The sequence below is a fragment of the Pseudomonas arcuscaelestis genome, assembly GCF_016881005.1.
Lineage (GTDB): Bacteria > Pseudomonadota > Gammaproteobacteria > Pseudomonadales > Pseudomonadaceae > Aquipseudomonas > Aquipseudomonas arcuscaelestis.
The window spans coordinates 191,508-216,698 of the sequence record NZ_JACOPV010000012.1 but is presented as its reverse complement, the minus strand read 5'-3'; the positions used below and the strand labels follow the sequence as shown (position 1 = coordinate 216,698).

Annotated in this window: 23 protein-coding genes; 15 read left to right on the top strand and 8 right to left on the bottom strand. The window is 58.5% G+C overall.

All coding sequences use genetic code 11. The annotated features are described in order from the left end of the window. Positions 1-63: 63 nt before the first annotated feature. Together H8F21_RS19680 and H8F21_RS19675 are read right to left on the bottom strand one after the other, a co-directional pair. Complete coding sequence (locus H8F21_RS19680; RefSeq protein ID WP_203478366.1) at positions 64-906, bottom strand: FecR family protein; 843 nt, start codon at positions 904-906, stop codon at positions 64-66. Continuing rightward, positions 903-1,412, bottom strand: coding sequence for an RNA polymerase sigma factor (locus tag H8F21_RS19675; RefSeq protein WP_203478368.1), 510 nt, complete (start codon positions 1,410-1,412; stop codon positions 903-905). The genes H8F21_RS19680 and H8F21_RS19675 overlap by 4 nt, the downstream gene beginning before the upstream one ends. A 166-nt stretch (positions 1,413-1,578) precedes the next feature. On the opposite strand from H8F21_RS19675, the gene H8F21_RS19670 reads away from it, so the two are divergent. The 8 genes from H8F21_RS19670 to H8F21_RS19635 all read left to right on the top strand — a co-directional run bounded on the left by H8F21_RS19670 (position 1,579) and on the right by H8F21_RS19635 (position 12,287). Next, positions 1,579-1,860, top strand: coding sequence for a hypothetical protein (locus tag H8F21_RS19670; RefSeq protein WP_203478369.1), 282 nt, complete (start codon positions 1,579-1,581; stop codon positions 1,858-1,860). Between the two features lie 172 nt (positions 1,861-2,032). Then, positions 2,033-3,274, top strand: a complete 1,242-nt coding sequence (gene mexE, locus H8F21_RS19665; protein WP_203478371.1) for a multidrug efflux RND transporter periplasmic adaptor subunit MexE — start codon at positions 2,033-2,035, stop codon at positions 3,272-3,274. A 12-nt stretch (positions 3,275-3,286) separates the two neighbouring features. Continuing rightward, a complete protein-coding gene (locus H8F21_RS19660) occupies positions 3,287-6,466 on the top strand; it encodes an efflux RND transporter permease subunit (protein WP_203478373.1) in 3,180 nt (1,059 codons plus the stop codon). After that, positions 6,463-7,887, top strand: coding sequence for an efflux transporter outer membrane subunit (locus H8F21_RS19655; protein ID WP_203478375.1), 1,425 nt, complete (start codon positions 6,463-6,465; stop codon positions 7,885-7,887). The genes H8F21_RS19660 and H8F21_RS19655 overlap by 4 nt, the downstream gene beginning before the upstream one ends. 235 nt (positions 7,888-8,122) lie before the next feature. After that, complete coding sequence (locus tag H8F21_RS19650) at positions 8,123-9,178, top strand: HEAT repeat domain-containing protein (protein WP_203478377.1); 1,056 nt, start codon at positions 8,123-8,125, stop codon at positions 9,176-9,178. Between the two features lie 225 nt (positions 9,179-9,403). Continuing rightward, positions 9,404-10,123, top strand: a complete 720-nt coding sequence (locus H8F21_RS19645; protein ID WP_203478624.1) for an endonuclease/exonuclease/phosphatase family protein — start codon at positions 9,404-9,406, stop codon at positions 10,121-10,123. Further along, a complete protein-coding gene (gene clsB / locus H8F21_RS19640; RefSeq protein ID WP_203478379.1) occupies positions 10,120-11,331 on the top strand; it encodes a cardiolipin synthase ClsB in 1,212 nt (403 codons plus the stop codon). Before H8F21_RS19645 ends, clsB begins: the two co-directional genes overlap by 4 nt. Next, entirely contained in the window at positions 11,328-12,287 is a 960-nt protein-coding gene (locus tag H8F21_RS19635; protein ID WP_203478380.1) for a lysylphosphatidylglycerol synthase domain-containing protein, read from the top strand. The genes clsB and H8F21_RS19635 overlap by 4 nt, the downstream gene beginning before the upstream one ends. A gap of 28 nt (positions 12,288-12,315) precedes the next feature. Here H8F21_RS19635 and H8F21_RS19630 read toward each other — a convergent pair whose 3' ends face one another. Beyond that, entirely contained in the window at positions 12,316-12,774 is a 459-nt protein-coding gene (locus H8F21_RS19630; protein WP_236043115.1) for a nucleoside deaminase, read from the bottom strand. A 151-nt stretch (positions 12,775-12,925) separates the two neighbouring features. Here H8F21_RS19630 and H8F21_RS19625 point away from each other — a divergent pair, with 151 nt between their 5' ends. Both H8F21_RS19625 and H8F21_RS19620 read left to right on the top strand, forming a co-directional pair. Then, positions 12,926-13,630: a type 1 glutamine amidotransferase domain-containing protein gene (locus H8F21_RS19625; RefSeq protein WP_203478381.1), complete on the top strand. Its 705-nt coding sequence runs from the start codon at positions 12,926-12,928 to the stop codon at positions 13,628-13,630. Between the two features lie 207 nt (positions 13,631-13,837). After that, on the top strand, positions 13,838-14,545 hold the full coding sequence (locus tag H8F21_RS19620) for a CSS-motif domain-containing protein (RefSeq protein ID WP_203478383.1): 708 nt from the start codon (positions 13,838-13,840) through the stop codon (positions 14,543-14,545). Between the two features lie 51 nt (positions 14,546-14,596). Here H8F21_RS19620 and hppD read toward each other — a convergent pair whose 3' ends face one another. Continuing rightward, the gene (gene hppD, locus H8F21_RS19615) at positions 14,597-15,673 is read right to left on the bottom strand and encodes a 4-hydroxyphenylpyruvate dioxygenase (RefSeq protein WP_136475726.1); all 1,077 of its coding nucleotides are present in this window, start codon (positions 15,671-15,673) and stop codon (positions 14,597-14,599) included. Between the two features lie 319 nt (positions 15,674-15,992). Between hppD and H8F21_RS19610 the strand changes: the two genes are divergently transcribed. Together H8F21_RS19610 and rarD are read left to right on the top strand one after the other, a co-directional pair. Then, positions 15,993-17,573 (top strand): EAL domain-containing protein, encoded by a 1,581-nt coding sequence (locus tag H8F21_RS19610; RefSeq protein ID WP_203585164.1) that lies wholly within the window; start codon positions 15,993-15,995, stop codon positions 17,571-17,573. Positions 17,574-17,605: 32 nt separating this feature from the next. Further along, complete coding sequence (gene rarD, locus H8F21_RS19605) at positions 17,606-18,493, top strand: EamA family transporter RarD (protein ID WP_203478391.1); 888 nt, start codon at positions 17,606-17,608, stop codon at positions 18,491-18,493. On the opposite strand, the gene H8F21_RS19600 is transcribed toward rarD, so the two are convergent. Continuing rightward, the gene (locus H8F21_RS19600; protein WP_203541009.1) at positions 18,456-20,027 is read right to left on the bottom strand and encodes a TerC family protein; all 1,572 of its coding nucleotides are present in this window, start codon (positions 20,025-20,027) and stop codon (positions 18,456-18,458) included. The two genes, rarD and H8F21_RS19600, sit on opposite strands and share 38 nt — an antisense overlap. Positions 20,028-20,316: 289 nt before the next feature. Here H8F21_RS19600 and H8F21_RS19595 point away from each other — a divergent pair, with 289 nt between their 5' ends. After that, the gene (locus H8F21_RS19595) at positions 20,317-20,904 is read left to right on the top strand and encodes a LysE family translocator (RefSeq protein ID WP_203478394.1); all 588 of its coding nucleotides are present in this window, start codon (positions 20,317-20,319) and stop codon (positions 20,902-20,904) included. Here H8F21_RS19595 and H8F21_RS19590 read toward each other — a convergent pair. Together H8F21_RS19590 and H8F21_RS19585 are read right to left on the bottom strand one after the other, a co-directional pair. Continuing rightward, positions 20,893-21,678, bottom strand: a complete 786-nt coding sequence (locus H8F21_RS19590) for an AraC family transcriptional regulator (RefSeq protein ID WP_203478396.1) — start codon at positions 21,676-21,678, stop codon at positions 20,893-20,895. The genes H8F21_RS19595 and H8F21_RS19590 overlap by 12 nt on opposite strands. Positions 21,679-21,683: 5 nt before the next feature. Next, entirely contained in the window at positions 21,684-22,226 is a 543-nt protein-coding gene (locus tag H8F21_RS19585) for a helix-turn-helix domain-containing protein (RefSeq protein WP_203478398.1), read from the bottom strand. 160 nt (positions 22,227-22,386) lie between these two features. Here H8F21_RS19585 and H8F21_RS19580 point away from each other — a divergent pair, with 160 nt between their 5' ends. Together H8F21_RS19580 and H8F21_RS19575 are read left to right on the top strand one after the other, a co-directional pair. Then, positions 22,387-23,169, top strand: coding sequence for an aldolase (locus H8F21_RS19580; RefSeq protein WP_203478399.1), 783 nt, complete (start codon positions 22,387-22,389; stop codon positions 23,167-23,169). A 37-nt stretch (positions 23,170-23,206) separates the two neighbouring features. Continuing rightward, a complete protein-coding gene (locus H8F21_RS19575; RefSeq protein WP_203478401.1) occupies positions 23,207-24,109 on the top strand; it encodes a dihydrodipicolinate synthase family protein in 903 nt (300 codons plus the stop codon). Here H8F21_RS19575 and H8F21_RS19570 read toward each other — a convergent pair. Beyond that, a complete protein-coding gene (locus H8F21_RS19570; RefSeq protein WP_203585163.1) occupies positions 24,086-25,099 on the bottom strand; it encodes an AraC family transcriptional regulator in 1,014 nt (337 codons plus the stop codon). The two genes, H8F21_RS19575 and H8F21_RS19570, sit on opposite strands and share 24 nt — an antisense overlap. Between the last annotated feature and the right edge of the window lie 92 nt (positions 25,100-25,191).

Here is a 25,191-nt window from a genome sequence, read left to right as displayed (position 1 = left end):
GTGCGTTTCATAGGGAATGGCGTTTGTCGTGCAGCGATATTGATGTGGTGCTGAAATTATTTTTCAGCGCTGCACCTCCAGCGTCACTGAACCGTCGGCTTCGCGATGCACGATGACCGGTGCGAGTTGCGCCAGGCTGTCGATAAACTGCTCGACGTTGCCTGCCGGGTATTGGCCGCTGAGCCGATGTTGCTGAGCACCCGCGCCTGTCAACCGAATCGGTGCTACACGATGACGCTGCACCTGCGCCACAACCGCATCCAAGGGCGTGGCGTCGAAATGAAACAGGTCTTGCCGCCAGGCTTGCAGTTGCGCCGGATTGCTTGTTTCGACAGCCCCCAACGCCTGGCGGCTAGCCCGCAACTGTTGCTGAGCGACCAGGTGCTGACGTGCCTGCCCATTGCTGACTTGCACCGCACCTTCCAGCACCGCTACTCGCACCCCGCGCGTATCACTGAGCACATCGAAGACGGTACCAATATCGCGGACGATGACACCGTGGCTACGCACAATGAACGGCGCCTTCTGGTGCGCGACGCTAAACAGTCCTTCACCCTCGAGCAGCTCGAACTGACGACTGCGCAAGCGGTATTCGATCCGCAAAACGCTGCCAGCATCCAGTTCGACCACGCTACCATCTTCCAGCTGCAGCACTTCTCGGGCACTGCTGGCAACTTTCACTTCCCGGTAAGCCAGGCTTGGGTCTGCCAACCAGGTCCATCCGACCAGCGCCATTATCAACGCTGTGCCTGCAGCCTTGCGCCGACGGTTAGCCTGGCGCGCGCTCTGTGCCTTGGCTTCGGCCAACAGCGCCTCGCGGCTGGGCACAAGGGCACGTAGCGCTTCGGCATAGGGTTCCAGGGGATCGGACGGGTTCTGCGCGCGTCGTTGATGCATAGGGGTCATAGCTGCGGTCGCCAGCGTTGCTCAAGGGTGCGCATGGCCTTCATGAAGTGCTGGGCAACCATATTCAATGAGATTTCCAGCTCACGGGCGATGTCTGACTGTGCCATGCCGTGGATACGATGCAACAGAAACACCTGGCGTTGACGTGCAGGCATCGACTCAACCACGGCCAGCAATGCCCGTAGCCGTTGTTCAAATTCCAGAGCCATGGCGCCGTCGACGTTATCGCAATGCTGCTCGGCCAGGCCTATCTGGCTCTGCACATAAAGCGTGCGGGTGCTTTCGGCGCGCCGCCGGTCGATGGCTCGGTTGACCGTGGCCCGGCGCAAAAACGCGATGGGCAGTTTTATCCCAGTGAGGGGCGGCTTCTCCAGAATCTGCAAGCAGACATCGTGAACAACGTCACGGGCGAAGTGCTGATTGGCAAAACGACGGCGAATATGTTCGACCAGATCGTCATAATGCAGGGCCAAGGCCCGCAGCAGATCGTTTTCGGTCGAAGCCATGACAGCGCCCATTTGATAGTGAGTCTCATTTATATCACGGTGTTTCCGATTTCAGCAATCCACGCCCTGTTTCCAGGCCCGAATGCAGGCCTCCCCTGTTGGTTGTTAAGCAACTACACTGGAGCAAGCCCTCAGGCGCCCCAGACGTAATTTGAGCGATATATTGATGTGCAGAACCGCTTCAGCAACCCTGCTTTCCCTCCTCGCCTTGAGCCTGGCGCTGGCGTCTGGTTGCTCCAGTAAAACAGCCCAGCCACGCTACCTGGCTTCGAACGCAGGCTCGGCCTGTCACGCCAAAGCCCTGCCGACGGTGGGTGAAGGCGGCCTGGCCTGGGGGTCGACGCTGCAGATAGCGCGGCAGAAATCCTTGCACAACTGCATGCGCTACGCCGGGCGCTCCGGCGGTACGCCTAACACCTGCAAAGTCGTGCTGGCCGACTGCAAATAGCGCAGCACCCCAGGCGCGAGGCACGCGCCAGAGCCTTCTTTGGGCGTCGCAATTCCTCGGGCCTACCCGTACCTATCATTCCCAGTGATAGTTATCTTCGTCCCGTTCGATTCGTCGTTAATAGTTACAAATCGCAGAATCCGCCCATTCTTAATAAATTGGCGGACACACCATGGAACAGTCACTCAAACCATTGCGTTACCCCTTGGCTCTATTGGCAGTACTGGTGATGAGTGCCTGCGGCCGTACCCCGGAAGCCGTTCAGGCACCGGCTGCGGCCAAGGTCAGCGTGGCCAAGGTATTGGAACAACCCATTAACGAGTGGGACGAATTCACCGGACGCCTGGAAGCCCCCGAAACAGTAGAAGTACGCCCGCGCGTCTCCGGTCAGATCGATCAGGTGGCGTTTACCGAAGGTGCCCAGGTCAAGAAAGGCGACTTGCTGTTCCAGATTGACCCACGGCCATTTCAGGCCGAGGTCCGCCGCCTTGAAGCGCAGTTGCAGCAAGCCCGTGCCACCGCCGCGCGCAGTGACAACGAAGCGCGCCGCGGTGAGCGCCTGCGCAGCAGCAATGCGATTTCGGCAGAGCTGGCTGAATCACGCACCAGCGCCGCCGCCGAAGCCCGTGCTGGGGTTGCAGCCATCCAGGCGCAACTGGACCTGGCCCGCCTGAACCTGAGTTTTACCCGCGTGACCGCGCCAATCAGCGGCCAGGTCAGTCGCGCGCAGTTCACCGCGGGCAACATCGTCAGCGCCGATGTGACACCACTGACTAGCGTGGTTTCCACCGACAAGGTCTATGCCTATTTCGATGCCGACGAGCGCGTGTACCTCAAGTACACCCAGTTGGCCCGTGACGGCCAGCGCGGCCAGAGCACGCCGGTGTACCTGGGCCTTTCCAACGAGCAAGGCAACCCGCACCTGGGGCAGATGAACTTCGTCGACAACCAGGTAAACCCCAAGACCGGCACCATTCGCGGTCGAGCAGTGTTCGATAACGCCGATGGGCAATTCACCCCGGGCCTGTATGCGCGCCTGAAACTGGTCGGCAGCGCGACCTACTCGGCGGTGTTGATCAATGACGAAGCCGTAGGCACCGACCTTGGCAAAAAATTCGTACTGGTCATGGACAAGGACAACAAGGCCGCCTACCGCGCCGTTGAATTGGGGCCCAAGCTTGAAGGCCTGCGCATCGTGCGCAGTGGCCTGAGCAAGGAAGACCGCATTGTGGTCAAGGGCCTGCAACGTGTGCGTCCTGGCTCAGAGGTCAATCCTCAGGACACGCCGATGGCCAGCGAGGCGACCATCGCCGCCCTCGCCCAGCAACGCCAGGCCCTGCAGGCCAGCGCCCCAGGCAAGTCTGCCGCCACTGCCACTGTGAAAATCGTCAGTGCCTCGGCACCGCGCAGTTAAGGAATCGGTTCGATGAATTTTTCCAAGTTTTTCATTACCCGGCCGATTTTCGCCGCGGTGCTGTCGCTATTGATCCTTATTGCCGGCAGCATCTCGCTGTTCCAACTGCCGATCAGCGAATACCCCGAAGTGGTTCCGCCTACCGTGGTGGTGCGCGCCAACTTCCCCGGTGCCAACCCGAAAGTGATCGGTGACACCGTTGCTGCGCCCTTGGAGCAGGCCATCACCGGGGTAGAGAACATGTTGTACATGTCCTCGCAATCCACCGCCGATGGCAAGCTGACCCTGACCATTACGTTCGCCCTGGGCACCGATCTGGACAATGCCCAGGTTCAGGTCCAGAACCGTGTCACCCGTACTCAGCCCAAGCTGCCCGAGGAAGTGACCCGTATCGGTATTACCGTCGACAAGGCATCGCCCGACCTGACCATGGTTGTGCACCTGACCTCGCCGGACAATCGCTACGACATGCTTTACCTGTCCAACTACGCCATCCTTAATATCAAGGACGAACTGGCGCGCCTGGGCGGGGTCGGTGACGTGCAACTGTTCGGCATGGGCGACTACTCCCTGCGGGTATGGCTGGACCCGAACAAGACCGCCTCACGCAACCTGACCGCCAGCGACGTGGTTGCTGCAATTCGCGAGCAGAACCGTCAGGTAGCCGCAGGCCAACTCGGTGCCCCCCCCGCACCTGGCAGCACCAGCTTCCAGCTCTCGGTCAACACTCAGGGCCGCCTGGTCCACGAAGAAGAGTTCGAGAACATCATCATCCGCTCCGGTGCCAATGGTGAAATCACTCGTCTCAAGGACATCGCTCGCGTCGAGCTGGGCTCAAGCCAGTATGCACTGCGTTCATTGCTCAACAACCAACCGGCGGTAGCCATCCCGATCTTCCAGCGTCCGGGCTCCAACGCTATTGAGATCTCCGATGAGGTGCGGTCGAAAATGGCCGAACTGAAGAAGGATTTCCCTGAGGGCATGGACTACAGCATCGTCTACGACCCTACCGTGTTCGTACGCGGCTCTATCGAAGCGGTGGTGCATACCCTGTTCGAAGCCCTGGTACTGGTGGTGCTGGTGGTGATTCTGTTCCTGCAAACCTGGCGCGCCTCGATCATTCCGCTGGTGGCAGTGCCGGTATCGTTGATCGGTACCTTTGCGGTGATGCACCTGTTCGGGTTCTCACTCAACGCCCTGTCGCTGTTCGGTCTGGTGTTGGCAATCGGCATCGTGGTCGATGACGCCATCGTTGTGGTGGAAAACGTCGAGCGTAATATCGGCCTGGGCCTCAAACCCTTGGAGGCCACGCAAAAGGCTATGGGTGAAGTGACCGGGCCAATTATCGCCACGGCGCTGGTACTGTGCGCGGTGTTCGTTCCTGCTGCGTTTATCTCGGGCCTTACCGGTCAGTTCTACAAGCAATTTGCACTGACCATTGCTATCTCTACCGTCATCTCGGCGTTCAACTCCCTGACCCTGTCGCCTGCGTTGGCGGCGGTATTGCTCAAAGAGCATCATGCGCCCAAGGACCGTTTTTCGCGGATGCTTGAGCGTTTGCTGGGCGGTTGGCTGTTCAACCCGTTCAACCGTTTCTTCGACCGTGCCAGCCACAGCTATGTCGGTGCAGTCGGCCGGGTTATCCGCAGCAGCGGCATTGCCCTGTTCGTCTACGGCGGCCTGATTGTCATGACTTGGCTGGGCTTCTCCTCTACTCCGACCGGCTTTGTACCGGCGCAGGACAAACAGTACCTGGTGGCCTTCGCGCAACTACCGGACGCGGCCAGCCTCGATCGTACCGAAGCTGTGATCAAGAAGATGAGCGAGATCGCCCTCAAGCAACCTGGCGTTGCCGACTCGGTGGCGTTCCCGGGCCTGTCGATCAACGGTTTTACCAACAGCCCGAACAGCGGCATCGTCTTCACTCCGCTCAAGCCATTTGATGAACGCAAGGACCCTAGCCAGTCGGCCGCCGCCATTGCTGCTTCGCTGAACGCGCAATTTGCCGATATCGAAGATGCCTATATCGCGATTTTCCCACCGCCACCGGTACAGGGGTTGGGCACCATTGGCGGTTTCCGCCTGCAAGTTGAAGACCGTGGCAACCTTGGATACGAAGCGCTGTACAAGGAAGTACAGAATGTTATCGCCAAGAGCCACAACGTGCCGGAGTTGGCGGGACTGTTCACCAGTTACCAGGTCAACGTACCCCAGGTCGACGCTGCCATCGACCGTGAAAAGGCCAAGACCCACGGTGTAGCCATCAGCGATATTTTCGATACGCTGCAGATCTACCTGGGTTCGCTGTATGCCAACGACTTCAACCGTTTTGGCCGCACCTATCAGGTCAACGTTCAGGCTGAGCAACAGTTCCGTCTGGAAGCCGAGCAGATCGGCCAATTGAAGGTACGTAACAACCAGGGTGAAATGATCCCGCTGGCGACCTTTATCAAGGTCAGCGATACCTCCGGGCCAGACCGCGTCATGCACTACAACGGCTTCATTACCGCCGAAATCAACGGTGGTGCAGCCCCTGGCTACAGCTCCGGTCAAGCGGAAAAGGCCATCGAAAAGCTGCTCAAGGAAGAATTGCCCAATGGCATGACCTACGAATGGACCGAGCTGACCTACCAGCAGATACTTTCTGGTAACACCGCGCTGTTCGTCTTCCCGCTCTGCGTATTGCTGGCCTTCCTGGTACTGGCGGCCCAATACGAAAGCTGGAGCCTGCCACTGGCGGTGATTCTGATTGTGCCAATGACCCTGCTGTCGGCGATTACCGGAGTGATTCTTTCCGGTGGCGACAACAACATCTTTACCCAGATCGGCTTGATTGTACTGGTGGGGCTTGCATGCAAGAACGCCATCCTGATTGTCGAGTTTGCCAAGGACAAACAGGCTGAAGGTCTCGATCCGTTGGCCGCTGTACTGGAAGCCTGCCGCCTGCGTCTGCGGCCGATTCTGATGACCTCGATCGCCTTCATCATGGGTGTAGTACCGCTGGTGTTCTCCTCCGGTGCCGGTGCGGAGATGCGCCATGCCATGGGTGTAGCGGTGTTCTCCGGAATGATCGGGGTGACCTTCTTCGGGCTGCTACTGACGCCAGTGTTCTTTGTTCTGATCCGCCGTTACGTTGAACGCAGCCAGGCTCGCAAAGCCGCCCATGCGCTGAAGCTGGAGAGCCATGCATGAACACCTTGAAACTATGGATGCCCAGCTTGCTGGTGCTGGCCCTGGCCGCCTGTGCGGTCGGCCCTGACTACAAGGCACCAGCCACTGCAACAGCGCAACTGAGCGCCGCCAATGAAGCCAATGCCAAAAGCGCATTCGACCCCAGCCGTTTTGAAAGCGTCTGGTGGAAGCAATTCGACGATCCGGTGCTCAACCAGTTGGTCAGTCAGTCGCTGCAAGGCAACCGTGAATTGCGTATAGCATTCGCTCGCCTCAAAGCCGCACGGGCAATTCGTGACGATGTCAGCAACGACGCCCTGCCAACGGTGACCAGTCGCGCCAGCAGCGACCTGGGCAAAGGGCAGATTCCAGGGCAGAGCGAGGACCGAGTCAACAGCGAACGCTACGACCTCGGCCTGGACATGGCCTGGGAACTGGATCTGTTTGGCCGTATCCAGCGCCAACTCGAAGCCAGTGAGGCGCAGCAGGACGCCGCGCAAGCCGATCTGCAACAGCTGCAAGTGAGCCTGATTGCCGAGCTGGTCGATGCCTACGGCCAACTGCGTGGTGCGCAGTTGCGCGAGAAAATCGCCCTGGCCAACCTCAAGACCCAGCAAGACTCGCGTGGCATCACTGAAACACTGCGCGATGCCGGGGTTGGCAACGACCTGGATGTGGTCCGTGCCGATGCGCGCCTGGCAGAGGTCGAGGCCAGCGTTCCGCAGTTGCAAGCGGAACAAGTACGGGCCCGCAACCGTATTGCCACCTTGCTCGGGCAACGCCCCGATGCACTGGCTATCGACTTGTCGCCAGCCCAACTGCCAGCGATTGCCAAGGCCTTGCCGGTCGGCGACCCGGGTGAACTGCTAAAACGTCGTCCGGATATCCGCAGTGCCGAACGGCAGTTGGCTGCAGCGACGGCGAACATTGGTGTGGCCACCGCCGACCTGTTCCCACGGGTCAGCCTCAGCGGGTTTCTCGGCTTTACTGCAGCACGTGGCTCGCAGTTGGGGTCTTCGGCAGCGCAAGCCTGGGCCCTGGGGCCGAGCATCACCTGGGCGGCGTTCGACCTGGGCAGCGTGCGCGCACGTCTGCGCGGCGCTAATGCCGATGCTGAAGGGGCACTGGCTAATTATGAGCAGCAGGTGCTGCTGGCACTGGAGGAATCGGAAAACGCCTTCAGCGACTACAGCAAGCGCCAACAACGCCTGCTCGCCCTGCTACGCCAGAGCGAAGCCAGTCGCAAGGCTGCCGACCTCGCCTCGATTCGTTACCGCGAAGGCACCGTGGACTACCTGGTCCTGCTTGATGCCGAACGCGAGCGCCTGAGCGCCGAAGACGCCCAGGCCCAGGGTGAAGTCGACCTGTACCGGGGCATCGTTGCCATTTACAAAGCCCTGGGTGGCGGCTGGCAGACCGAGAACGTCGCTGCGATCAACTGATTCAACCTCTCCTTTGGTTGGTTTCTGACCGGCCTTTTGCCCCGCTTGCTGCCGCTCGCGGGGCTTTTTTATGGGCGCCATGAACAGTACATGAAGCTGGGATTGCGACCGATCGCAAGCAAGGCCGCCGCCTACGGAGTTGTGCAAGGCCTGCTGACGGTGGTCTGCGATTTGACGTCAGCCGCTCACTCACCCAAGCTGACGCCTTTGCCAGTCGCGTGTTGCGGATTCACCCATGTCGAAGCAGCGTCAATACACCCTTATCAGCCTGACCCTGATTGTCATCCTCGGTCTTGGCGGATACTTTTGGCGCGATAACAGCCCGGCGCCAGCGCCGGCCCTCAAGCATTCCTATGCCAAATCCCTGGCCATGGCTCACAACGGCCAGCCGGGCGCGGCGCGGGTGCTGTACCAGCAGTTGGCGCGCACCGATCTATCAGCCATTCGCCGCGCAGGCTTGTACCAGGAACTGCCCAATTATCCTTCACCATTAGCGCTGAAACTGGCCACCCGCGACCTACAGCACGATGATCAATTGGTCCGCCGCGCCGCTATCGCCAGTATCGGCGCGATGTTGCCCGACACACAACGCAGCCTGGTGCTTGGCCCTTTGCTCGATGATGAAGAACCACGTGTGCGTTTTGCCGTTGTCGATGCGCTGTTAGGTCTTGGTCCGGATGACATTGGTCTGTACTTCGGCCCCTTGCAGCATGCGCTCGAGCAATATCAGCAAGTACTTGCGCAACAGACTGACGACCCGGCCGCTCAATTGCACCTGGCCAGGCTCTATCTGCACGAGAACAGCTTCAAGGAGGCCGCAGCAGCCTTGGAGCAAACCCTGAAACTTGATCCGGAAAATCTTGAGGCCTTGGCCGTGCAGGTGCAGTTGCTGGAACGCCAGGGTCAAACCGATGCCTCGCGCCAAGTCCTGGCAACGGCGCTGCAACAGCGACCCGACTCGGCCTTCCTGCAACATGAACTGGGTAAATGGCTGCTGCGCCACGGCCAGGACGAATACGCCTTGCTGGCGTTTGCCCGAGCCCTGGAGCTCGATCCGGACAACAATGCGTACCGCTATACCCTGGCCACCAGCCTGCATCAGCTTGAGCAAGTAGAGCCGGCGCAGAAGCAGCTCGAAGCGTTGCTGTCTCGCGATCCAGCCAATCGCAAGGCCCGGGTGCTGCTGATTGAATATTGGAAAGAGACCGGTCAAATGCAGAATGTACAGGTCCTGCTGGCCCAGCTCGAACAGCTCAACCCCGACGACCCGCTGGTGCAACAGGGTTTGTAGCCGGCGCCTGACCATTGGGCATTACGGTTGAACCCCTTCCCGCGCACTGTGGTCCAGTGATAGTGCACTGGCAGTGACCGCCTCTGGGCGCAAGCTGCGTGCTTCTATCAATGGAGACCCCACGTGGCCGATTCGTCACACGCTCGACAAGGCAATGGTACACAGCGCCAGGTACGCACGGCAGATAGCCTGGCCGAGGCGCCGGCCGTGGATCATGTGCGGATTATGACCGTCAACGCGCACAAGGGCTTCAGCCCGCTCAATCGCCATTATGTGCTGCCTGAACTGCGCGAAGCAGTACGCAGCGAAGATGCCGACCTGGTGTTTCTCCAAGAGGTGCTCGGTAGCCATCGCCATCACGGGCGACGCCACCCGAACTGGTCAGAGGTTCCGCAATACGAGTTTCTCGCCGATTCACTCTGGCCGGTGTTCGCGTATGGCCGCAATGCGGTGTACCCCGATGGCGAGCATGGCAACGCCCTGCTCTCCAAATACCCCATTGTGCGTCACGAAAATCTCGACATCAGCATTAAAGGCAGCGAGCAGCGAGGCTTGTTGCATTCGATTCTGGCCCTGCCGGAGGCGGTGGAGCTGCACGCAATCTGTGTGCACCTTGGCCTGGATGAACGCCAACGCCAGCAACAACTTCAACTCCTGTGCCGGCTGCTCGAAAGCCTGCCAGCCAAGGCCCCGGTTATCGTTGCTGGCGATTTCAACGATTGGCGTTGCCGCGCAGATGCACAACTGGCCGCCTGCGGATTGCACGAGGTATTCACCGAGGCCCACGGCAAACCGGCGCGCAGCTTTCCTGCACGCTGGCCACTGCTGTGCCTTGATCGCATCTACTTGCGCAACGCCCGTGCCCACCAACCTAAAGTCATGTCGCGCAAGCCCTGGACACATTTGTCCGATCACTTGCCCCTGGCTGTGGAGGTACGCTGGTGAACAGCCAATGGCGCAAAGACAACCAAGTGCAACTGTTGATCAATGGTGAGGCATATTTCCCCAGTGTCTTCGCCGCCATCGAACAGGCACGGGAAGAGATCCTGCTGGAAACCTTCATCATCTTCGAAGACAAGGTAGGTCGTCAGTTGCAACAACTGCTGATCGACGCTGCTCAACGCGGTGTGCGGGTAAAGATGCTGGTCGACGGCTACGGCACCGCCGACCTGAGCTACGACTACCTCAAAGCGTTGAACGATGCCGGGGTGCAATTGCAGGCATTCGATCCTCGGCCCAAGCGTCTGGGGATGCGCACCAATCTGTTTCGCCGATTACACCGTAAAATTCTGGTGATCGATGGTGAGGTCGGCTTTGTCGGCGGCATCAATTACAGTGCCGATCACCTCGACGACTTTGGACCCATGGCCAAACAGGACTATGCCGTACAGGTGCGCGGGCCGATCGTTGCCGATCTGCGCAATTCGACGCTTTCTCTGCTCGACGAATCCGCCAGGCTGCACCCACGCAGCCGCCGCTGGTGGCAACGTGCGTTGCCGCTGGCCGCCGACAGCGATCAGGCCAGCATGATCCTGTGCATTCGAGACAACCAGGACCACCCCAACGACATTGAGCGGCACTACCTGAAGGCGCTGGAGAGCGCGAAAGAACGAATCATTATTGCCAACGCCTATTTTTTTCCTGGGTATCGCTTGCTGCGCACCTTGCGCAACGCCGCGCGCCGCGGCGTTAAAGTGACCTTGGTATTGCAGGGCATGCCCGATATGCCATTGGTACGCCTGTGTTCGCGGTTGCTCTACAACTATCTACTACGTGATGGCGTGCAGATCTTCGAATATTGCGAGCGCCCCCTGCACGGCAAAGTAGCCTTGGTTGACCGCCACTGGTCGACCGTGGGCTCAAGCAATCTCGATCCCTTGAGCCTGTCGTTGAATCTGGAAGCCAATCTGGTGATCCACGACACCGCCCTCAACGAGCGCTTGCATGAGCACCTGCAAGAGCTGTGCGTTCAGCGCTGCAAGCCGGTGAACCTGCAGCGCGTGCTGCGTGGCTACTGGTGGCGTGCGCCGCTGATATTCCTCAGTTTTCACTTCATTCGTCACTTCCCGGCCATTGTCGGCTGGCTCCCTGCCCATGTTCCACGCCTGCAGCCGCTGCTGCGTGACCATCCGTCCACAGGCAAAACCATATGATCAAGTCCTCCAGCCACTGGCGTCGCGCCCGGCAGCTGCTGACACTGGCTTTTTTCATCCTCGTGCCTGCACTGCTGTACACCTTGCTGAAGAATCTGGACTGGGAGGAAGTTCGCCAGGCACTGGCGTCATACCGCTGGCAAACCCTGGCGCTGGCGGGACTGATCAGCGCCTGCAGCTTTACTCTGTTCAGTTGTTACGACCTGGTCGGGCGCCGCTATACCGGCCATGACCTCCCCGCGCGCCAGGTACTGCCATTGGCGTTTGTCTGCTATGCGTTCAATCTAAACCTCAGTGCATGGGTCGGTGCGATTGCCCTCCGGTATCGGCTTTACACACGCCTGGGACTGTCCGTGGCGACCATCACCCGAATCCTCAGTCTGGGCTTGCTGACCAATTGGCTAGGTTACTTTTTTTTGGCAGGCACATTATTCCTCTGTGGCTTTCCAGGTTTACCGGCAGGGTTCGAGATCGGCAGCAGTGGCCTGCGCTTGATCGGTCTGGTGTTGCTGCTGGCGGCGGTGGCGTACCTGGCGGCCTGCCGCTTTTCGCGCCGCCGTACCTTCCGCATTCGTAACCACCGAATTACCTTGCCAAGCTTACCCATGGCCGCGCTGCAGTTGGTAATGGGTGCCAGCAATTGGGCACTGATGGCGCTGGTGGTGTACAGCCTGCTGCCCGACAAGGTCGGTTACCCGACGATTCTGGCGGTGTTGATGATCAGCAGTATCGCCGGCGTCATCACCCATATCCCCGCAGGCCTGGGGGTACTGGAGACGGTATTCCTGACCTTGCTGCAGGCAACCTACGGCAAAGGTACCTTGCTCGCAGCCTTGATCGGTTACCGGGTGGTGTACTTTTTGCTCCCGCTGCTGATTGCCGGCCTGGTCTATCTGCTGCTTGAGCGCCTGGCCAGTCAACGAACCAGCGAGTCCAGATCAGGCAGCGCTGGCTAGGGGTCACCAGCGCCACTATCGGAGCAATTCAGCGGCCGATGTCTTCGTCCCAAAGCTCTGGCCGGGCGGCAATGAAATCCTTCATCATGCTGATACAAGCCTGGTCGTGTTGAACCTGCAAGGTTACACCACGAGCGGCCAACAGCGCCTCTTCACCCAGGAACGTCTGGTTTTCACCAACAATCACGTGCTTGATCCCGTATAACAGGATGGCGCCACTGCACATCGCGCAGGGCGACAAGGTGGTGTATAGCGTAGATTGCGCATACACCTTTGCCGGTTGTCTGCCGGCGTTTTCCAATGCATCCATCTCGCCATGCAAAATGGCGCTACCCGATTGCACCCGACGATTGTGCCCACGGCCAATGATCTTGCCCTCGTGTACCAGCACTGAACCGATCGGAATACCTCCCTCATCCAGGCCTTTTCTGGCCTCATCAATGGCAGCCTGCATGAATTCATCCGGGTGGACTGATGGGGTGCTCATGGATTATTGACTCCGATGTCAAATTCAGGGGTTGCCGAAAGGCTAGCACACACAAAGTGCGTCATGGCATCCCGGCCAACCCCAACTATGCTGTAGGGGTTTTCCTTGCGATCCGGACGAACCGGGTCGAACCTGTGAAGGGAGCCTGATGATGAGCAAGAAAATCCTGGTGGTCCTTACTAACACGGCCAAATACCCGACACTCAAGCGGGCCACCGGGCTTTGGCTGGGTGAGGCGGTGCACTTTGTCGAAAAGGTCGAAAAAGCCGGCTACAAGGTCGACTACATCAGCCCTACCGGCGGCTATGTGCCGATCGACCCACACAGTCTGGCAATGGCTGCGGACATCGACTGGCAGTGGTACAACGACAAAACTTTTATGAACCGCCTGGGTACTACCTTGAGTCCCGGTCAGGTCAAAGCCCAGGACTATGCCGCGATCTACTACGCCGGCGGTCACGGCGTAATATGGGACTTCCCGGACAATACCGGCCTGCAGGAACTGTCGCGCCACATATTCGAAGCGGGCGGCGTGGTTTCCTCTGTTTGCCATGGTGCCGTGGGCCTGCTCAATATCAAGCTGAGCGACAACACACTGCTGGTCAAGGATCGTGAAGTGACCGGTTTCTCCAATGTCGAGGAACAGCTGGCAGAGCTGGACAAAGTGGTGCCATACCTTACCGAGAACGAATTGGGCGCCCGCGGTGGCCTTTACCGCAAGAACGATGATCCCTGGAAGACCTTTGCCATCGCCGACCAGAAAGAAGGTCGTTTGATTACCGGACAAAACCCCGCCTCCGGCGGCGCGGTAGCTGATTTGGTGGTGAAGGCGCTGGCGGCACACAAACGCGCTTGACCCAAGTCTCAAGCTGAATAGGACTACAGATGCCAACAATGGAACCTACAGGCGCGTCTTGGGCATTTCTCTATGCTGGGCATCGGTTCAGCATAGAGGCAACCCACCATGGTTCCATACTCAAACGCAGGGCGTAGCCTGATCGAGTTTCTGGTTACCCTTCTGATCGGATTGGCGCCAGTAGCTTGCGGCCTGCTGGTTCTTGCCTTGCAGGTCGACCGTAAACAAGAAGAAACCATTGCCGTCACGGCAAATGAAGCAATTTACGCGATCGATAGGGTTATCGAATCCCTGCATAACTCCAGCACGCAGGCATTAAAGCTCACCGGCAACCCTTGCGACGACATTTTGCCCGAGCTACGCAAAGAAGTAGTCAAACAGCCCAATGTCCGTTCGATGGCAATTGAAAAAGACCATCGGGTATTTTGCAGCACGCTGTATGGCTCCACCGACTACACGATTGACGAGGGTAGCGATGTCAACGAACGTCTTCGCGTGGCCGCAGGCAACCGGGCAACCCCGAATTCGGCCATTCTGCGCTATCGCAAGCAGACCAGCCCCTATGCAGTGGTTGCGGTGGCCGACTTGCGAGTCCTGCAGGCGGAGTTGCTTGGATTCCAGAACGCGGTGGTCCTGAGCCTGCAATTCGGTACTCAGTACATTTGGGCGACAGGCCACGGGGATGGCAGTCGAGTACCCAACCATGCGCAGAACAGCTTGAGGCTCACCTCGGAGCAGTTTGGCTATACCGTGCACGCCGGTTACCCCGAAGGCCACACTTGGCGGGCCATGCGCCAGGCAATGAAATCGACATTACCCTCGCTGTTGCTGGTGGGCATCATGACCTCCGCTGCCGGATACTGGGGCTTATATCGAAGAGCGAAAGGCCGTCAGCCACAAAAGCATGCCTCATAACGCAAAAAGGCCATTGAACTCATGCTCAATGGCCTTGTTGCTTGCAACCGATTACTCGGCGTTCAGCACGCCACGGCGCACCTGGTCGCGCTCGATGGACTCGAACAATGCCTTGAAGTTGCCTTCACCGAAGCCGTCATCGCCCTTGCGCTGGATGAACTCGAAAAATACCGGGCCCATCAGGGTTTCGGAGAAAATCTGCAACAGCAGACGTTTGTCGTCCGGCTGTGAAGAACCATCGAGCAGAATCCCCCGAGCCTGCAATTGGTCCACCGGCTCGCCATGACCCGGCAACCGCCCTTCGAGCATTTCGTAATAGGTTTGCGGCGGTGCAGTCATGAAGCGCATGCCAAGCTTTTTCAGCGCGTCCCAGCTCTGCAGCAGGTCGTCGGTCAGGAAGGCCACATGCTGGATGCCCTCGCCGTTGAACTGCATCAGGAACTCTTCGATCTGACCGGCACCCTTGGACGATTCTTCGTTCAACGGAATGCGGATCATGCCATCTGGTGCGGTCATGGCCTTGGAGGTCAAGCCGGTGTACTCGCCCTTGATGTCGAAGTAACGAATCTCGCGGAAGTTGAACAACTTCTCGTAGAACGCAGCCCAATAGGCCATACGGCCACGGTAAACGTTGTGGGTCAGGTGGTCGATGATCTTCAGGCCAGCGCCTACCGGATGGCGGTCGACACCTTCGATGAAGTTGAAGTCGATGTCATAGATCGAACTGCCCTCTTCAAACCGGTCGATCAGGTACAGCGGCGCACCACCGATACCCTTGATTGCAGGCAAACGAAGTTCCATCGGACCGGTTTCGATTTCCACCGGCTGAGCCCCCAATTCCAGGGCGCGGGCGTAGGCTTCGTGGGCATTGCGGACACGGAACGCCATACCGCAAACGGACGGACCGTGCTCGGCAGCGAAGTAGGACGCAATGCTTTTCGGTTCGTTGTTCAGAATAAGATTGATGTCGCCCTGGCGGTACAGGTGTACATCTTTGGAGCGGTGGCTAGCCACCTTGGTGAAGCCCATGATCTGGAAGATCGGCTCCAGCACGCCCGGTGCCGGCGATGCGAACTCAATGAATTCGAAGCCCATCAGGCCCATCGGGTTTTCAAAAATGTCGGCCATGCTCATTACCTCATCATCAAAGCGCTAAAAACGGTGATTGCTTGCTATCGATGTGGAGCGATGATGGCGGCGCGCAGGAGACGCCCCTCACACTGCGTGCGAGGTAGTCACCATAAATCAGCTTGAACCCATGACACTTCATATGGACCCATTCTCGGCGGGCTGATTCCTCGATGATGAGAAATCTTATTATTGTATGCGTAAGAAGATTCTACAGTGCGTAATCCAATTTGTCGCACTTTAACTTCAACGTCCAGACACACGAAGCGTCGACGGACGGCTATCCTCTGCACAGCTCCGTCTTTTAAGGTTAGTCGCCATGCCCTTTTCGGTAAAACATCACCCCCTACGCTTCTGGCGCCATGTGCTGCCATGGCTGGTGGGGCTGGTGCCTGTCCTTTGCGGCCTGTTAATCATGCAATGGCAATCCGAACGGGAACTGCACAACCGTAGCGAAGCCACAGCGCAACGAGTAGGCAATCAGATCGAGCGCATTCTCGCAAATTTGTCCAAAGCCGCTAGCGATCTCTTGCCATTGGCAGGGCAACCTTGCATCAATGAAAAGCTCGCCCTACGCGATCAGGTAACCCGGCGCGCCTTTGTACGCTCCACCAACCTTGAGTACCGCGGTGAATTGTATTGCAGTTCGCTGTTCGGCCCTTATAGCGAACAGGTCGACACCAGCGACTACGTAGAGGGCAAGCTCTGGCTGATGGACGGCAACTCGGTAACCCCTGGGCACCCCCTACTGGTCTACCGATTGGCTGAAGGAGAACGAGCAGCAGTTGTTACGGTCGATGGTGATCATTTGATCGGGGCGCTTTATCTGCTCGGCAATGACAACTACCTCATTCTGCAAGTCGGCCAACACTGGCTGGACCGCGCTGGAAAGGTCCAGGCCGGCATGGTTCCACAGCCTGAGGTGGCAGCCACCGAGTTTGTCTCAACGCGCTATCCCTTCTCTATTCACAGCGGATTCAGCGAGGGCAAGGTGGCTCAACAGATGCGCAGTGAGTACCTGGCCATGTTCCTGTTGCTGGTCATACTCGGCGCCATAGCCGGTGCAACCTGTTACTGGCAACTGCGCCGGGCCAGTTCGCCGCGTGCCGAATTGCAACGCGCCATTGAAGCCAATGAGTTCGTGCCTTTCTTTCAACCTGTGGTGCGCAGCGGCGATTACTGCTGGGCCGGTGTCGAGGTCCTGATGCGCTGGCAGCACCCTCATGAAGGCCTGGTGCGTCCGGACCTGTTCATTCCCTATGCAGAACACAGCGGGCAGATCGTGCCCATGACCCGCCAACTGTTCCAGCGCACGGCCCAACTGCTGGCGCCGCACGCCGAACTCATGGAGGACGGCTTTCACATTGGTATCAACATCACCGCCGACCACTGCCAGGACATGGCGCTGCTGGACGATTGCCGTCAATTCCTTGCGGCGTTTCCCAACGACCGCGTGCGCCTGACCCTGGAGCTGACAGAACGCAAGCTGGTTGCGCCAAGCGACGTCACCCATGCCTTGTTTGCCGGCCTTCATGATCTGGGCGTAATGATCGCGGTAGATGACTTTGGCACCGGTCAATCCAGCCTGGCCTATCTGCGTCAGTTCCAGGTTGACTACCTGAAGATCGACCAGAGCTTCGTGGCCATGATCGGCGGCGATGCGCTGTCGCTGCATATTCTTGACAGTATCATTGAGCTATCGAGCAAACTGGGCCTGGGAATTGTCGCCGAGGGCGTTGAGACCGAAGCGCAACGTGACTACCTGGCCCGGCACAACGTCGACTTCCAGCAAGGCTACCTGTTTGCCCGACCAATGTCGGGCCAGGCATTCATTCAGGCCTTGCAGGCGCAAGGCGTAGCGTCAGCCACTGACAACCAGCCGCTGACTTTTGATAGTTAAGCGCCTTTCTTTTTCCTACTTCAGAGGCCCTCGTGTTCAAAGGCATCGTTTCATCAGTCATGGCCAGTTGTTTGTTCGCCGTGATGTATTTCTACACATCCCTGCTGACGCCGCTTGACGGTGAGGAAGTCTTTGGTTGGCGCACATTGCTGACCCTCCCCTGCCTGACCCTGTTCCTGCTGTTGAGCAAAGACTGGCAACTGGTCACCGGACTGCTCAAGCGCATACGCGAAAAGCCGCTACTGCTGCTGGGCCAGATAGGCACGTCAGCGTTGCTAGGGGTGCAGCTGTGGCTGTTTCTCTGGGCACCGTTGCACGGGCGTAGCCTGGAAGTGTCGTTAGGGTATTTCCTCCTGCCCCTGACCATGGTCCTGACCGGTCGAGTGGTCTACGGCGAGCGCTTGTCGCGCCTGCAGAAACTGGCCGTGGCATGCGCTGCCACCGGGGTTGGTCACGAGCTTTACCAGCATGGCAGTTTCGCGTGGGAAACCATGCTGGTCGCCATTGGCTACCCGTTGTATTTCGTCTTGCGGCGCAAATGCCGTACCGACCATCTGGGAGGCCTCTGGGCGGACATGTTCCTCCTGCTGCCAGCGGCGCTGTACTTCGTCGTTCAAGGCCCGCTGAGCGCCCGGGATCTGATCGAGCACCCTGGATTGTATTGGCTGATTCCACTCCTGGGGGTGATCAGCGCGATGGCACTGATCTGCTACGTACTGGCAAGCCGAATGCTGGCGTTCAGCTTGTTCGGCCTGCTCAGTTATGTCGAGCCAGTGTTGCTGGTAGCTGTGGCGCTACTACTGGGCGAGACCATCGGTCCCGACCAGTGGCTGACTTATCTGCCGATCTGGCTGGCGGTACTGGTGCTGATCCTTGAAGGCATCAAGCATTTGCTGCGCCACCAGCGTCGTTCGGCTTGAGGCGCACCTCGCGAACCCGGCGTTCCTCAACCGCAACAACAGTCATCTGCCAGCCGTTCCATTCCAGGCGGTCGCCTACCACAGGCAAACGGTCCAGCAAACTCATCACCAGGCCCGCGAGGGTCTGGTAATCCTCGGTAGGCTTGGCTGCGAAGCCGGTGCGTGCCTGGATCTGACTGAGGTTCAAGGCGCCATTGACGACAAAGCCCTGACCGTCCTCGACAATGCCAGGCCCCTCCACCTCACTGGCATCGGGTAACTCACCGGCGATCGACTCGAGAATATCGGTCATGGTCAGGATACCGGTGAAATCACCGAATTCATTGACCACGAACGCAATGTGGGTCGACTTGCTGCGCATCTGCTCAAGAGCGTTGAGAATGCTGAAGCTTTCCAGCAGGTTCAACGGAGCACGCACCAGGCTCTCCAGATCGGGCTCGTTACCGGCCAGCAGTTCCTTGAGCAGTTCCTTCTTGTGCACAAAGCCCAGCGGTTCATCTATGCGGCCATCGCGAATCAGCGGCAGGCGCGAATAGGAGGAATGCATCAGCGCTTTGCGAATGTCCTCGGCCGGTTGTGCCAGGTCAACCGTATCGACCTCGGCCCGCACGGTCATCACGGTCTTGATCGGACGTTCGGCAAGGTTCAGCACACCACTGATCATGACCCGCTCGCGACGATCGAACAGCACTTGCTCTTCACCGTCGCCGACCAGATCGGCGATATCCTCACCCACCTCGTCCGCCTCGACGCGACGCCCGCCCAACAAACGCAGCACGGCATGGGCAGTACGCTCACGCAGTGGCTGGTGTTGCTGCAAGTTGCGCTTGCGACCGGCACGGGCCAACTGATTGAACACCTCAACCGCAATCGAGAAACCAATTGCCGCGTACAAGTAGCCTTTCGGAATGTGGAAGCCCAGGCCTTCAGCGGTAAGGCTGAAGCCGATCATCATCAAAAAGCCCAAACACAGCATGATCACGGTCGGGTGACTGTTGACGAAGCGCGTCAACGGCTTGCTGGCAACGATCATGATACCGATGGAGAAGATCACCGCGATCATCATGATCGACAAGTGTTCAACCATGCCCACGGCAGTGATCACAGCGTCCAGCGAGAACACCGCGTCCAGCACCACGATCTGCGCCACGATCGGCCAGAACGCAGAGTGGCGTGTATTGCCATTGGTTTGCGCCACATGACCTTCGAGACGTTCGTGCAACTCCATGGTGGCCTTGAACAACAGGAACACACCACCGAAGAGCATGATCAGGTCACGACCGGAGAAGCTCTTGTCGAATACCTCGAACAGCGGCGCGGTCAGGGTCACCATCCAGGAAATACTGGCCAGCAGGCCCAGGCGCATGATCAACGCCAGCGACAGGCCGATGACCCGCGCACGGTCGCGCTGATGTGGTGGCAACTTGTCGGCAAGGATGGCAATGAACACCAGGTTGTCGATACCCAGTACCAGCTCCAGCACAATAAGCGTGGCAAGGCCCAGCCAGGCCGTGGGGTCGGCTAGCCATTCCATGGGTAGGTACTCTTCGAGGTGAACACAGAAGAAACGTCACAAGGACGGGAGAATGGCCGGGTTGGCCAGGTACTGGGGGGCTCCGAAAACGAAGTCATAACAACCTAATATCAATTGGGGAGGAGATCCTACAATTCCAGCAGGGTTTTCTCACAGCGCAAAACTATTTCAAATTCTGTAAAACTTTTCCCGCGCGCAGCATCAGTGCATTCACGAGGGTAGTTTTCTTCAATACCCGCGACGGCCAGGCCAGCACACTGCATCGACCTTACTTGCGGAACACATACTCATGAGCCTGATGCTATCGATGGCCGCTTTTGCGCTGGCCTCCTCCATCTCTCCCGGACCGGTCAACATTGTCGCCCTGGGCAGTGGCGCCCGCCATGGCTTGCGCGCCAGCCTGCGGCATGTCACCGGCGCCACCCTGGGTTTCAGCCTGCTGCTATTGCTGATTGGATTGGGACTGCACGAGTTGCTGCGTCACTGGCCTGCCCTGACCCAGGTGCTGCACGCAGGTGGGGTAGTGTTTTTGCTGTACATGGCCTGGAAACTGGCCAGTGACCGTGGCGAGTTGGCTGACAGCGGTGCTGCATCGGCACCTTCGATGCTCGCCGGCGCCACCTTGCAATGGCTCAACCCCAAGGCTTGGCTGGCTTGCGTGGCGGGTATTGGGGCGTTTCTCGGCGAAGGTGAAACCGGTCTGCTCTGGCAGTTCACCGGCATCTACTTTGCAATCTGCTACGTGTCCATTGCCAGTTGGGCCTGGGCTGGAAGTGTAATCAGCCAGTACTTGGGCAATCCCGGCAGAGTACGCGTGTTCAATCGCGTGCTGGCAGTGCTGTTGCTGGCCAGTGCCGTGTATCTACTAATGAGCTGATCGATAGTGCCCCGGCGTTGCCGCCAAGTGGCGTTTGAAAGCCCGTTGCAGATGCGCCTGATCGGCAAAGCCTGCTTCCAGGGCTACTTCAGAGATGATTCCACCACGGCGCAACCGTGCCCGGGCATATTGCACGCGCTGATCGAGCAGATAGCCATGAGGCGTCAAGCCAAATTGCTGCTTGAACGCCCGAATCAAGTACGAACTGGACAGGCCGACGGCATCACCAATGTCCTGTAGCCGAAGCGGCTCGGTGCAATGTTCACGAACAAAGGCTGCAGCCGCCAGCAAGCGCGTGTTGACCTGATTTTCAGCGCTTCGTCTGGAAGGCACTTGCTCGATCAACTCACTGAAGAAAATACGCAGGGCTGCAAGCTTGCTGGTGCTGCTCAATAGTTCGTCTTCCAGCAGCGCGTGAAGCTCGCACAGGTTCTGGTAGAGCCTTGGCGAGTCACTGCTTAACACCTCAAACGGCTGGAAGCCCAGTGCCTGCAACCATGGCAGGTCTACGTACATCATGAAGTAGGACCATGGCTCGCCATCAATAGGATTGCACGCGTGTACCGCCCCGGGGTTCATCAGAACAACGGTACCTTCAGCTACCTGTTGATGGCCGCCAGCGTTCACATAGGTGCTGCGACCACGGGTAATCGCGCCGATGGAAAAACTCTGGTGGGAATGCGGCGCATAGCAGACTTTGCGTCCATCATCGACGCTGCGTGCCTCAATGAACGGCAGCGCCGGATCACGCCAGAATCGAGAATGACTGCCCATCGGCATCAACCTTCAGCGTCATGCACAACCACCAGCAACTGTGCCTGTACCTCGCCTAGCGAGCGCAGGCGGTGCGGTGTCTGGGCGTTGAAATAAAGCGCATCACCCCGTTCGAGGATGACCCGCTCGCTCATGAAATCCACTTCTACCTGGCCTTCGTGAACAAACAGGAATTCTTCTCCAAGGTGCTCCTTGAAGGTTGAATCGCTGAAATCAGACGGTGGGCTGATGATAAATGGCAGCAAGCTGCGGCTGCCAATATGGTTGGCCAGCACCGCGTAACCTGGCCCCTGGGCACTTCCTGACAACGCTTGGCGCTCGCCGCAACGAACCAGGCTGAAACGCGCCTGCCCGGGCGAATCTTCGGCAAACAGTTCTTCAACATTGACACTCAGCGCCCGCGCCAGCTTCAAGGCGGCGGCAATGGATGGGGTATTCAGGCCACGCTCAACCTTGGACAAATAGCTCTTGGTCATGCCGGACTTTTCGGCCAGCACCTCCAAGGTAATTCCCAATTTCTTTCTCAACAATTTCAATCGGATAGACATGCGCTGCAATTTTCCCAAGGCCATGGGCAAGCTTTTACTTGCTAATGACACATTGTGTCATTTATCCTTTTTTGTGTCATGCGCTTAACCGCCCCTTCACCTTCCAAGTAGCCGGGGCGGGCCAGCCTGACATTTTCTCTACACCATCGAGGATATCCCTATGGCCAAGACTTTGGCACTGCCCAAGGACCAGCTGATAAAGCAGGCCCTTACACAGATGCAAGGCTCGCTTGCCGATAATACGTGGACTGCACGGGAAAAGCTGGCCCTGACGTGTCGAATTCTCTTCGACAACGGTCATGATTCGGGCCTGGCCGGGCAAATCAGCACCCGCGGACCACAACCTGGCACCTTTTTCACCCAGCAACTGGGGCTAGGCTTCGACGAGATCACCGCGAGCAACTTGCTGCTGGTCAATGAAGACCTTGAAGTACTCGAAGGCCAGGGCATGCCCAATCCGGCCAACCGTTTTCACAGTTGGGTGTATCGGGCGCGCCCGGATGTGAACTGCATCATTCACACCCACCCCACCCATGTAGCGGCCTTGTCGATGCTCGAGGTGCCGCTGCAGGTTTCGCACATGGACCTGTGCCCGCTGTATGAAGACTGCGCGTTTCTTCAGGCCTGGCCTGGAGTGCCGGTGGGCAACGAGGAAGGTGAAATCATCAGCGCCGCGCTGGGTGATAAGCGCGCCATTGTGCTTTCGCACCACGGGCAGCTATCGACCGGGGCAAGCATCGAGGAAGCCTGTGTCATTGCCCAGTTGATCGAGCGTGCGGCCAAGCTGCAATTGCTGGCCATGTCCGCAGGTGAAGTCAAACCCATCGAGCCAGCCCTGGGCCGCGAAGCCCATGACTGGATCTCACGCCCGAAACGCCACAGCGCAGCCTTTAACTATTATGCGCGGCAGTGCCTGCGGGCTCATGCCGACTGCCTGAGCTGAATGCTTGTCCTTTTGCCTTTCTTGCGGAGCACTGTTCATGACGACTCAATTCCACGGCATCATCGGCTACACCATTACGCCCTTCACCCGCGACGGCCAGCACCTTGACCTCGCGGCCCTGGGTCTGTCCATCGATCGCTTGATCGCAGGTGGCGTGCATGCCATCGCGCCCCTGGGCAGCACCGGTGAAGGCGCCTACCTGAGTGATCGGGAGTGGGACCAGGCCACCGAATTCAGCCTGGCGCACATCGCCGGCAGAGTGCCGACCATTGTCAGCGTCTCGGACCTCACCACCGCTGGCGCCATCCGCCGTGCGCGCTTTGCCCAGACTCATGGCGCCGATGCGGTCATGGTCCTGCCAACCGCTTACTGGAAACTCAGCGAAGCCGAGATTTTCGCGCACTATCAAGCAATCGGCGCCAGCATTAACATTCCCATCATGCTCTACAACAACCCGGCTACCAGCGGCACCGACATGTCGGTGGAACTGATCCTGCGCATCGTGCGGGAAGTCGAGAATGTAACAATGGTCAAGGAAAGCACCGGCGACATTCAGCGTATGCACAAGCTGCAACTGCTCGGTGAAGGTAAGGTGCCGTTTTACAACGGCTGCAACCCAATGGCCCTGGAAGCATTCATTGCCGGTGCCAGCGGCTGGTGTACAGCGGCGGCCAACCTGATTCCCGAACTCAACCAGTCGCTGTACAAGGCGGTGGTGGCCAACGACCTGGAAACCGCCAAAGCGGTGTTCTACCGTCAATTGCCGCTGCTGGACTTCATCCTCAAGGCCGGCCTGCCCGCTACTGTCAAAGCCGGATTGGCCATCAGTGGTTTGCCAGTAGGCGAACCTCGTCGTCCGGTGTTTGCCCTTAACCAGGCCGGTCAGGATCACCTGCGCCAGCTTATGGGCAATCTGCTAACCCCTGACAGCCATGCGTAAGCGATAACCACCCGGACTTTCACCGGTCCACTTCTTGAACGCACGATGAAACGCACTGGGCTCCTGGAACCCGGTGCGTTCGGCTATTTCAGCAATGCTCATATCGGTTTCGCGCAAGCACTCGAAAGCCGTTGCCCGTCGTACTTCATCCTTGATTTGCTGGAACGAACGCCCCTCGCGTTCCAATTGCCGGCGAAAGCTGCTTGCGCTCAGCCCCTGGCGCTTGGCCATGGCCACCAAGGTTGGCCACTGCCCCTGATCGTGCTCACGCAAATAGCGGTAGACCTGAGCCACCTGGCCATTCTGGTTGCGATAGCGAATTACCAGCCATTGTGGCGCACTGCGTAAAAACGTCTTGAGCCCGGCCAGGTCCTGAATCACCGGCAAGCGCAGGTAGTCAGCGGCAAACTCGATTTCACTTACCCCTGCCCCCAACTGCAGATTGGGCCCCCAAAGCAACAAATCGTCGTCCTGAGAAGGCCTTGTATCAGTCAGCGCAGTGCGGTCGATGACCAGGCGTTGCCCACCCAACCAGCACATCAAGCTGATCACCAGAGCGAAAAAGGTTTCCTCGGCATACACCCGAGTCGTTGGATCTTCGATGTGTGACTGCACGCTTATTACTGCCCGCCCGCCCTTGATCGACAGGCTCGCACTCACATCGCGTAAAAACAGACCAAAGTACACTAGGCACTGACGCAGGGCCTTTTTCAGGTTGGGCTCCTGGATCAGGCCGCGACAGATCAGGGCGAAACTGCCCATCGGCATACCATGGCTGTCGAGGCTGAAGAATTCATCGTCCAGGGCCTGGATCAGAATCAGCCAGAGCCGGGTGAACGCTGTCGCCGAGACGCGCGCCCCAGCGACATCGAGCACTGCCGGATCGATGCCGGCCTCGCGCAGCAACGCTGACGCGCGCTGCGGTTGGTCGCGCAGGGCGTGCAACATGCTATGGACGAAGTAAACCGCGACTGTATCGTTTTCCCGCATGGCGGATTCCGCAAGGTATGGCAAAAAATACCAGTTTCAGTGAACAGTTATGGCATAGGCCCAGTGAAAGGCTTTGCCTAGACTCAATGGCA